The sequence below is a fragment of the Rhodanobacter sp. UC4438_H5 genome, from assembly GCF_052978405.1.
This window is the reverse complement of the sequence record NZ_CM129672.1, coordinates 2,584,874-2,598,957: the sequence shown is the minus strand read 5'-3', so window position 1 is coordinate 2,598,957 and position 14,084 is coordinate 2,584,874. Positions and strand designations below refer to the sequence as shown.

14 protein-coding genes are annotated in these 14,084 nt (G+C 69.2%); 5 read left to right on the top strand and 9 right to left on the bottom strand.

What is annotated here, in order from left to right:
- Window position 1: 1 nt before the first annotated feature.
- The 8 genes from ACVCL9_RS12115 to ACVCL9_RS12080 all read right to left on the bottom strand — a co-directional run bounded on the left by ACVCL9_RS12115 (window position 2) and on the right by ACVCL9_RS12080 (window position 8,748).
- The gene (locus ACVCL9_RS12115) at window positions 2-1,702 is read right to left on the bottom strand and encodes a hypothetical protein (protein WP_447097942.1); all 1,701 of its coding nucleotides are present in this window, start codon (window positions 1,700-1,702) and stop codon (window positions 2-4) included.
- Window positions 1,699-2,691, bottom strand: a complete 993-nt coding sequence (galE, locus tag ACVCL9_RS12110) for a UDP-glucose 4-epimerase GalE (RefSeq protein WP_447097943.1) — start codon at window positions 2,689-2,691, stop codon at window positions 1,699-1,701. Before galE ends, ACVCL9_RS12115 begins: the two co-directional genes overlap by 4 nt.
- Window positions 2,688-3,518 (bottom strand): alpha/beta fold hydrolase, encoded by an 831-nt coding sequence (locus ACVCL9_RS12105; RefSeq protein WP_447097944.1) that lies wholly within the window; start codon window positions 3,516-3,518, stop codon window positions 2,688-2,690. The genes galE and ACVCL9_RS12105 overlap by 4 nt, the downstream gene beginning before the upstream one ends.
- On the bottom strand, window positions 3,515-4,291 hold the full coding sequence (locus ACVCL9_RS12100) for a serine aminopeptidase domain-containing protein (protein WP_447097945.1): 777 nt from the start codon (window positions 4,289-4,291) through the stop codon (window positions 3,515-3,517). The genes ACVCL9_RS12105 and ACVCL9_RS12100 overlap by 4 nt, the downstream gene beginning before the upstream one ends.
- Window positions 4,292-4,294: 3 nt before the next feature.
- Entirely contained in the window at window positions 4,295-5,602 is a 1,308-nt protein-coding gene (locus ACVCL9_RS12095; RefSeq protein ID WP_447097946.1) for a hypothetical protein, read from the bottom strand.
- A 150-nt stretch (window positions 5,603-5,752) separates the two neighbouring features.
- Window positions 5,753-6,544 (bottom strand): polysaccharide biosynthesis protein, encoded by a 792-nt coding sequence (locus ACVCL9_RS12090; RefSeq protein ID WP_447097947.1) that lies wholly within the window; start codon window positions 6,542-6,544, stop codon window positions 5,753-5,755.
- Window positions 6,541-8,094, bottom strand: a complete 1,554-nt coding sequence (locus ACVCL9_RS12085) for an XrtA system polysaccharide chain length determinant (protein ID WP_395120354.1) — start codon at window positions 8,092-8,094, stop codon at window positions 6,541-6,543. The genes ACVCL9_RS12090 and ACVCL9_RS12085 overlap by 4 nt, the downstream gene beginning before the upstream one ends.
- Before the next feature lie 33 nt (window positions 8,095-8,127).
- The gene (locus ACVCL9_RS12080; RefSeq protein ID WP_395120353.1) at window positions 8,128-8,748 is read right to left on the bottom strand and encodes an XrtA/PEP-CTERM system exopolysaccharide export protein; all 621 of its coding nucleotides are present in this window, start codon (window positions 8,746-8,748) and stop codon (window positions 8,128-8,130) included.
- Window positions 8,749-8,901: 153 nt separating this feature from the next.
- Between ACVCL9_RS12080 and tviB the strand changes: the two genes are divergently transcribed.
- A complete protein-coding gene (gene tviB / locus ACVCL9_RS12075; protein ID WP_447097948.1) occupies window positions 8,902-10,179 on the top strand; it encodes a Vi polysaccharide biosynthesis UDP-N-acetylglucosamine C-6 dehydrogenase TviB in 1,278 nt (425 codons plus the stop codon).
- A gap of 62 nt (window positions 10,180-10,241) precedes the next feature.
- Window positions 10,242-11,264 carry an NAD-dependent epimerase gene (locus tag ACVCL9_RS12070; protein ID WP_447097949.1) on the top strand — a complete coding sequence of 341 codons (1,023 nt, stop codon included), beginning with the start codon at window positions 10,242-10,244 and terminating at the stop codon, window positions 11,262-11,264.
- A gap of 49 nt (window positions 11,265-11,313) precedes the next feature.
- Here the strand turns inward: ACVCL9_RS12070 and ACVCL9_RS12065 are convergent, their stop codons facing one another.
- Complete coding sequence (locus ACVCL9_RS12065; protein ID WP_395120350.1) at window positions 11,314-11,529, bottom strand: twin transmembrane helix small protein; 216 nt, start codon at window positions 11,527-11,529, stop codon at window positions 11,314-11,316.
- Window positions 11,530-11,588: 59 nt separating this feature from the next.
- Between ACVCL9_RS12065 and ACVCL9_RS12060 the strand changes: the two genes are divergently transcribed.
- The 3 genes from ACVCL9_RS12060 to ACVCL9_RS12050 are packed head-to-tail and all read left to right on the top strand — an operon-like array spanning window position 11,589 to window position 14,084.
- Window positions 11,589-12,317, top strand: a complete 729-nt coding sequence (locus tag ACVCL9_RS12060; protein WP_447097950.1) for an SURF1 family protein — start codon at window positions 11,589-11,591, stop codon at window positions 12,315-12,317.
- A 34-nt stretch (window positions 12,318-12,351) separates the two neighbouring features.
- Complete coding sequence (locus ACVCL9_RS12055; protein WP_447097951.1) at window positions 12,352-12,924, top strand: hypothetical protein; 573 nt, start codon at window positions 12,352-12,354, stop codon at window positions 12,922-12,924.
- A complete protein-coding gene (locus ACVCL9_RS12050; protein ID WP_447097952.1) occupies window positions 12,924-14,084 on the top strand; it encodes a COX15/CtaA family protein in 1,161 nt (386 codons plus the stop codon). The genes ACVCL9_RS12055 and ACVCL9_RS12050 overlap by 1 nt, the downstream gene beginning before the upstream one ends.

Genomic DNA, 14,084 nt, shown 5'->3' with positions numbered 1-14,084 from the left:
GTCAGGGGCGCGCCGGGGCGGCGCCGCTGCCCGCGTCCTGGCGCATCAGCCACTGCACCACGCCGGTGCCGCGGTGGTTCCAGTTGAAGCGTCGCGCGGTGCTGGCGTTGCGCGCGCAGGCGACGGCGTACGACGACGCCAGCGCATGCATGCGCCGGTCCAGCGCATGCTGCAGCTGCGGGTCGGTGCTGAAATAGCGGGCGGCGGCCACCGGCAGGGTCAGCTCCACGTTGTGCGAATCGCTGTACCAGCCGTCGGAGTTCTCGATGGCGACCAGCCTGGCCCGGTCGACGTGGGCCGACGACCAGTACCAGCTGATCTGGCCGCTAGGTCCGCTGCACGGGTCGCGCCAGTCCTTGCCGACCGTGGCCACGGTTTTGGCGTCGATCCAGCCGTAGCGCTCGAGGTAGCGGCCGAACGCGGTGATCATCGGCGGGATGCGCGCGTCCCCGGTGGCCAGCCAGGCATGCCACAGGCCGTCGATGATGTTCTGCGTCATCCACGGCGAGCTGCCCGGCACGTCGGTGGCCGCGTCGTACGGGTTGCCTTCGTGCATGTCCCAGCTGCTGCGCCAGGAGCCGTCATTGCCCAGGCCGTCGGGATTGTGCTGCTGGTGCTGGTACAGCCAGCCCACGCGATCGCCGATGTCTTGCAGGTATTCGCGCTTGCCGGTGAGTTCCCACGCGCTGACGATCTGCAGCAGGCCCAACCCGGCCTGCCGTTCGGTGAAGAACTTCTGGGTGAGCCCGGTGTAGGGGCCGGCGGGAATGGTCCAGCCGCCGGTATCCCACGCTCCCACCATGCGTTCGACCAGTGCCGTGTCGTCCTGGCTGTCGTCGCCGGTGAGGCCGAGCGCGAGCAGGGTCGGCTGGATGTAGACGTACTTCGGGTCGCAGGGGTTCACCTCGCCCAGCTTGAAACCGCCGCCGCACAGCGGCCAGCCCGGTGCGCCGAAGCGGCGGATGTGCGCCATGTAGAAGTGGTAGCTCTGGACCGCGGCGGCGAGGTAATCGACGCGGCCGGTGCGCACGTACTGCTGGAACAGCGCGGTGGGGCGATCGAACAGCCACGCCGAGCCGTCGCTGCGCGGAAGTTTGCGCGCCCAGGCGAACTGGGTTTCGAAGTAGCGGTCGTAGGCGCCGGGGGGTACCGCCGGCACTTGCGGGCCGGCGATCAGAGAAGCGGTCATCCATTGCGGGCTGAGCGTGGCCAATACGCCCGGCACGCGCACGCCGTCGGCACCGTCCACCAGCTCGTCGGCGTAGGCCCAGCCCGGCGCGGCGGTCGCGGTGGCGCCGACCGGCGCGAGGGCGAAACGCAGCTGCGCGCTGTCGCCGGCCAGCGTGGCGTGGAACTGCGCGCGCACGGCGCGGATGCCGCCGCCGTCGAAATGCCAGCGCAACGTGGCCTCGACATGCGCCGGCACGGGCTGGCCGCGCGCGTCCTCGATGCGCACCCGTCGCGCGTCGTCCAGCATGCCGGGCGGGAACGGGATGCCGACAGTCACCGCCACCCGATCGCCGACGGCGCCGTGGCGATGCAGGGTGATCGTCTGCCACTGCGCGCCGATGCCGGTCGGCGCCAGCCTGGCGATCGGTGGCGGCGCGCTGGCGCCTTGCGCGTGCGCGGTCGCGAGCAGCAGGCCGAGGCCGGCGAACAGTGCGCCCAGCCGCCGGACGAAGCCGCGCGCTGCGCGTGTCACCGGGCCGCGTCCCGTGCCGCCAGCTGGCGTTCCCACGCGAGCGCGGTGCGCACGATGAACTCCAGGTCGTCGTGGCGCGGCGCCCAGCCCAGGCGCTGGCGCAGGCGGTCGGCGCGGGCGATCAGCATCGGCGGATCGCCCGCGCGGCGCGGCTGCTCGGTCACCTGCAGGGTCGCGCCGCTGACCCGGCGCACCGTCTCGATCACCTCTCGCACGCTGTAGCCGTGGCCGTAGCCGCAGTTCAGCGTCAGCGACTCGCCGCCCGTGCGCAGGTGGTCGAGCGCGCGCAGGTGCGCCGCGGCCAGGTCCTCGACATGGATGTAGTCGCGGATGCCGGTGCCGTCGGGCGTGTCGTAGTCGGTGCCGAAGATGGCCAGGCCGGGGCGCTTGCCCACAGCATGCTCGCAGGCCACCTTGAGCAGCAGGGTGGCGTTGGGCGTGGATTGCCCGATGCGGCCGAGCGGGTCGCAGCCGGCGACGTTGAAATAGCGCAGGATCACGTAACGCATCGCGCCGGCGGTGCCGAGGTCGCGCAGCATCATCTCGGACATCAGCTTGGAGCTGCCGTACGGGTTGATCGGCTGCAGCGGGGTGTCCTCGTCGGCCACGCCGCCGGCCGGCGTGCCGTACACCGCCGCGGTCGAGGAAAAAATGAAGCGGTCCACGCCGGCCTCGACGCAGCAGGCGAGCAGGTTGCGCGTGTTGCAGGTGTTGTTGCCGTAGTACTTCAGCGGATCACGCACCGATTCGGGCACCACGGTGTGGGCGGCGAAGTGCATCACCGCGTCCACCTTGTGCTCGGCCAGCAGCCGCGACACCAGCGTCTGGTCTCCCACGTTGCCCACCACCAGCTCGGCGCCGCGCACGGCATCGGCGAAGCCGCTGACCAGGTTGTCCAGCACCACCACCCGCTCGCCGCGTTCGCTCAGCTGCTGCACCACGTGGCTGCCGATGTAGCCGGCGCCGCCGGTGACCAGGATCGTGCTCATGGATTGCTCCCGCCGGAAATCGGAAAATTGTCCCGCAACCACGTCGCGATGTCGTCCAGAAGGCGGCGGCGATCCACCTGCAGGGCGTAGGTGTGGTCGCTGCCGGCGAACAGGCGCGCGCTGATCTGCGGGCGGTCGGCCAGGCGCCCGAAGCACTCGCGGAACTGGCGCGGATGGTTGAAGTAGCGGGTCACCCCCCCGCTGTAGATGAAGTGCAGCCTGAGACCGCGGTCGAGCATGGTGGCCAGTTCCCGTTGCACCTGTTCGCGCGGCGGGAAACGTACCGCGAAGACGTCGTCGCCCTGGCTGGCGCGCGCCTGCAGGCTGCGGCTGATGAAGCGTTGCCAGCGCGAGCCGCTCCACAGCCGCGGCAGGTAGTGGCGCAGGCGAAAGCCCAGCGTGCGGTAGGCGTAGCCATCGAGGAAGACGGCGCCGGCCACGCGCGGCTCGTCGAGCGCCACGCCGTGCGCGTTCTGCGCGCCGGAACACAGGCCGAGCAGCACGAAGCGGCTGCAGCCGGCGTGACTGGCGAGCAGGCTCATCGCGTCGGCGACGTCCGCCTTCACCTGCTGCGCTTGCGAGCCCGCTTCGTCGGCGGCGCTGCTGTCGCCGAGCGAGGAAAGGTCGAAGCGCAGGGTGGGATAGCCGTCGGCGTTCAGCCGCCGGGTGAGTTCCACGTGCAGCCGGAACGGCCCGACCCGATGCACCATGCCGGCATTCAGCACGATCACGCCGACCGGCGCGGCAGGTGTCGCCGCATCGGGCAGCCCGGCCACGCCGACCAGGTGCTGCGCGCGGCCGAAGCGGAAGGCGCGTTCCGTGCTCATGCCGCCGCTCGCAGGTGGTCGCCGACGGCGCGGATCAGGTCGGGGGCGAGGATGGCGTGCTCCAGCCGATCCAGCACATCCCAACTGGCCGTGGACGACAGCGCGACGACCGCGCTGCCGGCGCCGAGCTGCGCGGGCCAGTCCGCATGCGTGGCGGCGGGCTGCGATGCGAACACGCGCACGGGAATCGTCGCCGGCGTCGCGCGCCAGCCGTCGAGCTGCCGGCGCAGGTCGGCGCCGACCGGAAAGCCCAGCCATTGATCGGCCGCGTCCTCGCGGCCGCGCGGCGCGGGGAAGCGCATCGGGTCCGCGCGCAGGGCCTCCTGCGCCGCGTCCAGCCGGGTCACGGATTCGTGGCCGTCCAGCAGCGGGTCCCACAGCAGGAGTTCCGCCAGGCGGCCGGCCGCGGCCGCTTCCAGCGCGATGGCGCCGCCCAGTCGTGCGCCGAAGCCGATCACCCGGCTGCAGCCGGAGCGTGCACGCAGTTCAGCCGCCGCGGCAACCGTGTCGGCCACGCAGCGGGTCCAGTCGCAGGTATCGCTGGGGCCGGCCGAGTCGCCGGTGCCGAAATAGTCGAAGCGCAGCGCGGCGACGCCTTGCAGCGCCAGTGCATCGGCGAGCTGGCGGTACACGCGATGGCTGCGAATCATGTCCTGGCCCAGCGGCGGGCACAGCAGCATGGCCGTGCGCGCCGGCCCGGCGACCGGATGATAGAGACCGAACAGACTCTCCCCGCTACCGAATTGGCACGGTTGTGCCGGTTCGACGCGCATCCGTCACCTCCGGTAGGCCACGCCGAGATAGATCTCGTTGGCATGGTAGCTGGCGCCGACGGTGTCGCTGTGACGCACGCGACGGGTGAACGACGCGTTCCAGCTCCAGTGCTCGGTGCGCTGGGTGGCAAGGATCAGGCCGAAGTTGGTGGTGCGGTCGGTGCGCGCCATCGTGTTGTATTCCATCGACTCGGTGTTGCCGAACAGCGACAGCGTGGTGCGCGGGTGCAGTCGGTAGTCGAGGCCGAGGGTGCCGCCGCGGCCGCGCTGGCTGTCGGTGGGGTCGTTGACGTAATCGAAGTTGCGGTACAGCGGCGCGATGCGCAGGTTCCAGCGCGTGCCGACGTAGGTGTAGACCACCTCGTAGCGCCGCTCGGTATAGACCTGCGAGCTGATCACGGTGGCACCGGTGTTGATGTTCGACGGTGCCGGCGCCGATTCGCCGGGGTTCTGGTCGAGCTGGTTGATCAGGTCTTCCGCCGCGTCGCCGTACTGGCGCGCACCGCGCAGCAGCAGGGTGCTGTTGGGGGTCATGCGCCAGGCCACGCTCAGCCGCGCCAGCGGCGTGTTGATCGACTGCGCCTGGTCGAACGAGAGCCGTGACCAGCCCACCGAGGCATTGACGTCGAGCTGGCTGAGGCGGCTGACCGAGCTGACGAACAGCTGGGTGCGGTTGTAGGCCGGACCGGCGTCGGCGTGGTCGAAGGTCACCCGCTCGGTTTCCGCGTTGGCCGACAGCGATGCGGTGGGGCTGAGATCCTTGAACAGGCGCAAGGCCAGCAGGCCGCGCGAGGAATCGAACTCGTTGGTCTTGGACGCGCGGCTGTCGATGTAGCGCAGTTCGGCCTGGCCGCGCACGGTCGGGTTGAGCCGGAAACGCAGGGTCGGGCCCAGCGTCAGCACGTTGGTCTGCTGCTGGTTGTCTGGCGCATTGCTGGAGAAGGTCGACAGCGGCTGCACGCTGGCCACGTCGCGCACGGTGAAATCCAGTCGCTCGGGCAGCACCGTCCAGTTCGCCTGGCCGGCGAGCTGGGCCAGCGTCTGGTTATCGAAGGCGTGCGCCAGGTAGTCGCGGTACTCCAGGTTGCCGACCACGTCGGCCTGGAAGGTGGAGCCTTCCTGCTGATAGCTGAAGTCGAAGCCCGGGATCAGCATGTTCTGGCTGATCGGGTCGGTTTCGGTCAGGCCGATGTTGTCGCTGTGGCCCACGCCGACGCGCCAGCCGTAGTCGAACTGCGCCGCCGATGCGCCGGTCGAGGCAATGACCAGCATCGACCCCAGTACGCAATTGCGGGTGCGATATGTCGACATGTGTGCGTGCCCCCTTGTCTTGTCCATGATCGTCGAGCCCTGAACCTGCGGAAACCGCATCCGATGGCTTGCCCCTGGCGCTGCGAGTCTGGCAGATCCGCGCGGAACCGTGCGGTGGGGCGGAGTGTCGCAACGCCCCGCCGGACGGCCTCACGGTGCGTGGTTGAACACCACTCCGGCCACCTTGTTCGCATCGAAACTGGCCACCGCCTGGCTGATCGCCGCCGGCGTGTCGCGGCCGTAGCCGGCCACCACCACCACCTGGTCGGCCAGCTCGGAGAGGATGCGCGCGTCGGGCGAGCCCTTGATCGCCGGCCCGTCCAGGAACAGGTAGCGGTCCGGGTAGCGGCAACGCAGCGAATCGACCACCGCGCGCATGCGGAACGAGGAGAAATACTCGCCGCTGTTCTCGCGCGTGGAACCGGCCGGGATCAGGCGCAGGCGCGGGATGCCGGTCGGGTAGATGATCGACTTGATGCCGATCGACGGCTGTTCGAGGAAGTTGATCAGGCCCTCGCTGCCGCGCGCCACCCCCAGCGCCTCGTGCTGGGTCGGGTAGCGCAGGTTGCAGTCGATCAGCAGGCTGGTCTTTGCTTCGTCGAAGGCGAACGCGAGGGCCAGGTTGCGCGCCACGAAGCTGCCGCCCGACTTGGGGCTGACCGGCACCACCATGGTCACGAAGTTGCGCTCGCCGCCGAGCCACAGCAAGCGCGTGCGGATCTCGCGGAAGGCATCGGACTGCGTTCGCACCGACTCGTCGCGGTGGATCAGCCGGCGCTCCTCCAGCTGCCGCGGCACCAGTGCACCGGTTTCCGACATCAGCGCGATCGAATGGCCCGGTGCAGCCTTGGCCTCGTCGCCGGCGGCCGCGGCCCGTTCGCGGGCCTCGGGCTCGCGCGAGAGCAGGTTGATTACCGACTTGTCATCGTCCCGAGCGTTCATGCCAGTCCCTTCAGCTTCAACCAGAACAGCAGCGCATAGGCCAGCACCACGCACAGCACGATCGCCACCAGCGCCAGGTTGCGCCGCCGCTCGCGCTGATGGTCGCCCGGTGTCGGGTAAAATGGAACGGTCGCCAGTACCGGCAGGCCGGTCGCCTGTTCCAGTTGCTCCGCCGAGCGCACGCGCGGATCGAAGCGGGCGAAGCCGAACAGCACGCCGAACGGGACCGCCAGGCCGGCGAGGATGCCGGCGATGCCGAAGTGCATGAAGCGCAGTCCCGAGGGCACCAGCGGCATCACCGCGGGGTTCTGCACCACGAACGAGGCGCCATCCTGGTCGGAGTCGAGGTTCATCGACACCCGCGCGCTTTCGCGGCGCTTGAGCAGGTCCTGGTAGACGTCCCGGTTGACCGTGTAGTCGCGGGTCAGCTCGGCGGTGACCGCCTCGGAGTTGGCGATGCGCTTGCTGCGGTCAAGCTCGGAGTCGAGCCGCGCCTGCGCCGCGCCCAGCCGCGCGGTGGTGGCGGCGATGTCCGAGCGCAAGGTGGCGAGCTGGCTGCGCATCTGCTGGTAGAGCGGGTTGAACTGCACGGCGCTGCCGTTGGTGCCGGTGTCGCCGATCGCGCGCGGCGCCTTGGCCGATTGCTGGTCGGCGCTGGCCAGCAGGCGGCGCAGGTCCTCGATCTGGTGGCGGGTACGCACCACGTCGGGATATTCGTCGGTGTAGGTCAGGCGCAGCTTGTCCAGTTTCGACTGCAGTTCGGCGAGCTGGCTTTCGTAGATGCCGTTGGAGGTCTGCACCGCGTTGACCTCCGACTCGCCGGAGAGCTGGCGCTCCAGCGAGCCGGCCTGCGAGCGCTTCTCCATCAGGTCCATCTGCGCCGTCTCGATCTGGTTGCGCAACTGGCTGATGCTGGCGTTGGTGTCGGCCTCGCTGCCCGGGCGCGCGTCGGCGTTGGCGTTGCGGTAGTCCTTGAGCTTGTTCTCCGCGTCGGTCAGCTTCTTGCGGTAGGCCTCGACCTGGCTGTCGATGAAGTCGAAGGCGTCGCGGCTCTCCTTCATCTTCGAGGCCACGCTTTCGCTGATGAACAGCTGGCCGAACGTGCGCGTCACGTCGAAGGCGCGCCGCGCGTCGCTGTCGTGGTAGCTGATGGTGATGAGGTTGTCGCGCGAGATCGTGACCAGGGTGCGCGCCTTGATCTCCTGGATCAGCTTGTCCTGGTCGACCGGGGAGGGTTTGTGCGCCATCCAGCCGCCGGCCACCAGCACCTGGTCCATGACCTTGCGGCTGAAGATCACCGCCTTGGCGATGCCGGCGCGGTTGGTGTTGCCGGTGGCGGCGGCGGCGCCTTCCATCAGCGGCGTGATGATGCTGCTCTTCTGCGCCAGGATGGTGACCGAGGCGTCGTAGCGCTGTGGCCAGTTGATGCCGGCGATCAGCGCCAGCATCGCGATCGAGGCAAAGATGACCGCCAGCGACACGCGTCGTCGCTTGGCCTCGGTCCACAGCACCGGGAGCAGTGCCAGCAGGGGATTGGGTTCTTCGTTCATGGACGGGTCGACTCGCGTGCCTGTGCCGGCAGCTCAGAACGCCCGCTGCGGCACGGTGATGACGTCACCCGGCTGCACCGGGTAGTTGGTCGTCAGGTTGCCCTTCTGCAGGATGCTGTCCAGCCGGATCGCGTACGACTGCGTGGCGTCGCCCGATTTGCGGTACAGCTCGGTGCGGTCGGGCGCGGCGAATTCGGTGGTGCCGCCGGCGGCGAGCACCGCGTCGAGCACGGTCATGCCCTGGCGGTAGGGGATCGACACCGGCGTGCGCACCGCGCCGGTCACGCGCACGCGCGAAAGGTATTCATGGCTGCGCAGCGAGGTGAGGATCACCGCCACCTGCGGGTCGCGCACGTAGGCCTGGAGCTTTTCCTTGATCTCCGCGGCGACCTGTTCGGGCGTGCGGCCGCCGGCCTGCACGTCGCCGATCAGCGGCACCGTGATCATGCCGTCCGGGCGCACGGGTACGCTGACGCTCAGGTCGGGGTTGTGCCACACCGACACCTGCAATTGATCGTCCACACCGATATGGTAGACGGCGACCGCCTGGGCTTCGGGGTTCACCGAAGGTGCCTGCGTCGAGCCGGGACCGGTGGCACAGCCGGCAAGCACGAGCAACAGGCCGAGCATGAGCAGTTGGCACAACGATTTCATGGCAATCCTCCTGATTGTCTTTCAGAATGTGCAGAATATCACGGCAGGAACGTCGACAACCGGATATGCGGACACGGCGCGCGGACTGCGCCGGACCGGCCGTCGGCCCGCTTCGCGCCGCGCCCCATCAAGGAAATCACGGGACAGTTACCTATGCAGCAGCTGGAAAACACCAGGGTCGCCATCGTCGGGCTGGGCTATGTCGGCCTGCCGTTGGCGGTGGAGTTCGGCCGGCGCTACGACACGGTCGGATTCGACATCCGCGCCGCACGGGTGGACGAGCTGCGCGCCGGCCACGACCACACGCTGGAGGTCGATGCGGCCGAGCTGGCGGCGGCCACCCGCCTGCGCTTCAGCGCCGAGCTGGAGGGCATCCGCGGGTGCAACGTCTACATCGTCACCGTGCCCACCCCGATCGACGCGGCCAAGCGCCCCGACCTGACCCCGCTGGTCAAGGCCAGCGAAAGCCTGGGTCAGGTGCTGGAGCGTGGCGACATCGTGGTGTACGAATCCACCGTCTACCCCGGCTGCACCGAGGAGGTCTGCATCCCGATCCTGGAGCGCGTCTCGGGGCTGGTCTTCAACCGCGACTTCTTCGCCGGCTACAGCCCGGAGCGGATCAACCCGGGCGACAAGCAGCACCGGGTCACCAGCATCCTCAAGGTCACCTCCGGCTCCACCCCCGAGGTAGCCGACTTCGTCAACCGGCTGTACGGCTCGATCATCACCGCCGGCACTCACCAGGCCAGCTGCATCAAGGTGGCCGAGGCCGCCAAGGTGATCGAGAACACCCAGCGCGACCTCAACATCGCGCTGGTCAACGACCTCGCCAAGCTGTTCAACACGCTGGGCATCGACACCCTGGAAGTGCTCGAGGCGGCCGGCACCAAGTGGAACTTCCTGCCGTTCCGGCCGGGTCTGGTCGGCGGCCACTGCATCAGCGTCGATCCGTACTACCTCACTCACAAGGCGCAGGAGGTGGGCCATCACCCGGACGTGATCCTGGCCGGCCGGCGCACCAACGACAGCATGGGCGAGTACATCGCCGGCCAGGTGGTGCGGCTGATGGTGCGCAAGGGCATCAACCCGGTGCATGCGCGCATCCTGGTGCTGGGATTGGCGTTCAAGGAGAACTGCCCGGACCTGCGCAACACCCGCGTGGTGGACATCGTGCAGGCGTTGCGCGGCTACAACACCGCGGTGGACGTGTACGACCCCTGGGTCGACGCGGCCGAGGCGCGGCACGAGTACGGCCTGGACCTGGTCCAGGCCCCTGCCGCCGGCGCCTATGACGCCGTGGTGGTGGCGGTCGGCCACCGCGAGTTCGCCGCGCTGGGCAGCGCCGGCATCCGCGCCTTCGGCAAGCCGTCCAGCGTGCTGTACGACGTGAAATACGTGCTGCCGCGCAACGAGGTGGACGGCCGCCTGTAGCCAGCGCCGCGCGCCGCGACTGCGTATCATGGGGAGGTTTCCCCGCCGCAGGCCGCCCGCGCATGAAAGTCCTCGTCACCGGCACCGCCGGCTTCATCGGTTCCCACGTCGCCATGCGCCTGCTTGAGCGCGGCGACGAGGTGATCGGCATCGACAACCTCAGCGACTACTACGACGTGGAGCTGAAGAAGGCGCGGCTGGCGCGCTTCGCCGAGCACCCGGGCTACCGTCACGAGCCGGTCGACCTCGCCGATCGCGCGGCGATCGAGGCGGTGTTCGCCCGCCACAAGCCGCAGCGGGTGATCAACCTGGCGGCGCAGGCCGGGGTGCGTTACGCCGCGCAGAACCCGCACATCTACGTGTCCACCAACGTCACCGGCTTCCTGCATGTGATCGAGGGTTGCCGTCACCACGACGTCGAGCACCTGGTCTATGCCTCGACCAGTTCGGTGTACGGCGCCGACACCAAGATGCCCTTCTCCGAGCACCAGTCGACCGAGCATCCGCTGACGCTGTACGCGGCCTCGAAAAAGGCCAACGAGATGATGGCGCACAGCTACGCGCACCTGTACGGCCTGCCGTGCACGGGGCTGCGCTTCTTCACCGTCTACGGGCCGTGGGGCCGGCCGGACATGGCGTTGTTCCTGTTCACCCGCGCGATCCTGGCGGGCGAGCCGATCAAGGTGTTCAACCACGGCCACCACAAGCGCAGCTTCACCTACGTCGACGACATCGTCGAGGGCGTCGTGCGCACGCTGGACAAGATCCCCGGCAAGGACCGCGGCTGGGACGGCAACGCACCCGACCCGGCCAGCAGCGGGGTGGCGCCGTACCGCATCTACAACATCGGCAACGAGCAGCCGGTGGAGCTGCTGCGCTACATCGAGGTGCTCGAACAGTGCCTGGGTCGCAAGGCGCAGATGGAGATGCTGCCGCTGCAGGCCGGCGACGTGCCGGACACCGAGGCCGACATCTCCGACCTGATCGCCTCGGTCGGCTACCGGCCGCGGGTGGGCGTGGAGGAGGGCGTGGCGAATTTCGTGCGCTGGTATCGCGACTATTACCGGGTCGGCGGGCAAGCCTGATCGACGTGGCGCGCGCCGCGGCAACGCCGGGGCGGCACAACCGCTACAATTACGGGCTGACGCCGTGCGGGTGCAGCCAGCCCATCCAGATGCCCAGCACGACCATGCCGATCAGCACCAGCGACAGGCCGATGCGGCGGGTCAGCGCCCACACCGTTCGTCGGTCGTCGTCCTTGTCCTTCATCATGAAGAACAGCGCCTGGCCGAGATTGAAGATCACCACCAGCAGTACCACCACCAGCGCGACTTTGTAGATGGTTTCCACGTGATCGGTCCGAGCGATTTCGACAGCGGCAGTATAGCCACCCGCGGCAGCCGCACCGCGTGAACGGCTTTCGCCGTCCGTCGTGGTGGGCGTTGCTGCTGACGGCGGCCGGCGCCTTGCTGTTCCTGCGCCTGGGCGTGTGGCAACTGCATCGCGCCGACTTCAAGGAATCGCTGCTGCGGCGCTATGCCGCAGCGGAAACCGCGCCATCGCAGGACTTCGCCATGGTGGCCGCCACGCCGCCGGCGGGCAGCTTTCCGCGCGTGCAGGTGCACGGCCGTTACCTTGCCGACCGGCTCTACCTGCTGGACAACCCCAAGCATGACGAGCGCGGCGGCGTGGAGGTGTTTGCGCCGTTCGAACTGGCCGGGCACGCGCCGCTGCTGCTGGTCGACCTGGGTTTCCTGCCCGGCAGCGGCAACAGCAAGGCGCCGCAACTGCCGCCGTTGCCGGCCACGCCGGTCGAGCTGCGCGGCTTGTACGTGCCGCCGCCGCCGACCGGTTTCGAGATGGGCGGCAATGCGCTGGCGCGGCAGACCCGCTGGCCGAAGCAGAGCATCTACCTGGCGATGGGCCAGGTGGCCGCCGACCTCGGCCGGCCCTTGTACCCGCGCGTGCTGGCGCTGGATGCGGACGCCTCCTCGATCTACGTGCGCCAGCACACGCTCGACCTCTCGATGCCGCCGGCGCGACACCGCGCCTATGCGTTCCAGTGGTTTGCCTTCGCCGTCGCCGCGGTGGTGATCCTGCTGGTGCTGCATCGCAAGCGCCCTCCGCGCGGGCGATGATGACCCCACCGATGTCCTGTGATGAATGTCCACGATGAACACCGCTGACCCCAACCGCACGCGCAAGAGCCGCATCCACCTGTTGCTGATCGCACTGGTGTTCCTGGCGCCCATGATCGCCGCCGGCGTGCTCACCTTTGCCGGCTGGCAGCCGGGCACCAAGGGCAACGGCCAGCCGATCGTGCCGCAGCGCAATTTCCTCGACGAGCACCTGCGCGTCGTGCTGGCCGATGGCGGCGATTACGCCTGGCGCGACAGCGAGCCGCGGATGACCCTGGTGGCGCTGGCCGGCCCGGATTGCGCCACGCAATGCCTGGCCACGCTCACCGCCATGGCCAAGGCGCGGGTGATGCTGAATCACAAGCAGGATCGCCTGCGCCTGCTCTACCTGGGCACGCCGCCTGCCGATGCGGCGGCACGCGAGGCGATGTCGACGTACTGGCAAACCGGCCGCGATGTCGACGGCAAGCTCGACGGCTATCGACCCGCCACGCCCGACAGCGTCGGCGCGCTGCTGGTGGAATCCAACGGCACCGCGCTGTCGTTCTATCCGCCCGGCTTCGATGCCGCCGGCCTGCTGCGCGACATGCGCAAGGTGATCAAGTGATGTCGGCGCGTCAGCGGAAGTTTCTGCGCGGCTTGTCGCTGCTGGCGGCGCTGTTCGCCTTCGGCCTGGTGATGTTCGGCGCCTTCGTGCGGCTGTCCAACGCCGGGCTGTCCTGTCCGGACTGGCCCACCTGCTACGGCCAGGTCACCTGGCCGCAGCACGCGCAGGCGGTGGCGCACGCCGACGCGGCGTTCCCGGACCGTCCGTACGAGGCGCACAAGGCTTGGCGCGAGCAGGTGCATCGCTTCCTCGCCGGCACGCTGGGCGTGATGGTGCTGGTGCTGGCGCTGGCCGCCGCGTGGCGGGACCGGCGCGTGCGCGCGATGGTGGTGGTCGGCGCGATATGCGCGGCGATCGGCGTGACCATGTACATGCGCGGCGAGCATGTGTTCTCGTCGGTGCTGGCGGGCGTGGCGATCGCCGCGCCGCTGTTCGGCGCGTGGCGACTCGGTGGTGGCGGCGCGCGGCGGATCAGCGTGCTGGTGTTCGCGGTGATCGTGTTCCAGGCGATGCTCGGCATGTGGACGGTCACCTTGCTGCTGAAACCGGTGGTGGTCACCAGCCACCTGCTCGGCGGCATGCTCACCTTCGGCCTGCTCTCGTACGTGGCGCTGCGTTTCGCCGGCGTCGCCGCGCCGGACCAGCGCCTGGCCGCGCTGCGCAGCCTGGTGGTGGCGGGCGTGGTGCTGCTGGCGTGCCAGATCGCGCTGGGCGGCTGGACCTCGTCCAACTACGCGGCGCTGGCCTGCGGCTACGGCCCGGGCTCGTTCCCGCAGTGCCTGGGCCAGTGGGCGCCGCCGACGGATTTCCGCGAAGGCTTCATCCTGTGGCGCGGCATCGGCGTCAACTACGAAGGCGGCGTGCTGGACATGGCCGCGCGCAGCGCGATCCAGATCGCGCACCGGATCGGCGCACTGGTGGTGTTCTGCTATCTCGGATGGCTGGCGTTCAAAGCGGCGCGCGGGGGTTTGCGGGCGCACGCGCTGGCGATCGCGCTGATCCTGCTGGCCCAGGTGACGCTGGGCATCAGCAACGTGTATTTCGGCCTGCCGCTGCCGGTGGCCACCGCGCACAATGGCGTGGCGGCCTTGCTGTTGTTTGCCCTGCTGGCGACGTTGGCGCGCACGCAGGCGGCCGTGCCGATATCAGAGGAGTCGTGA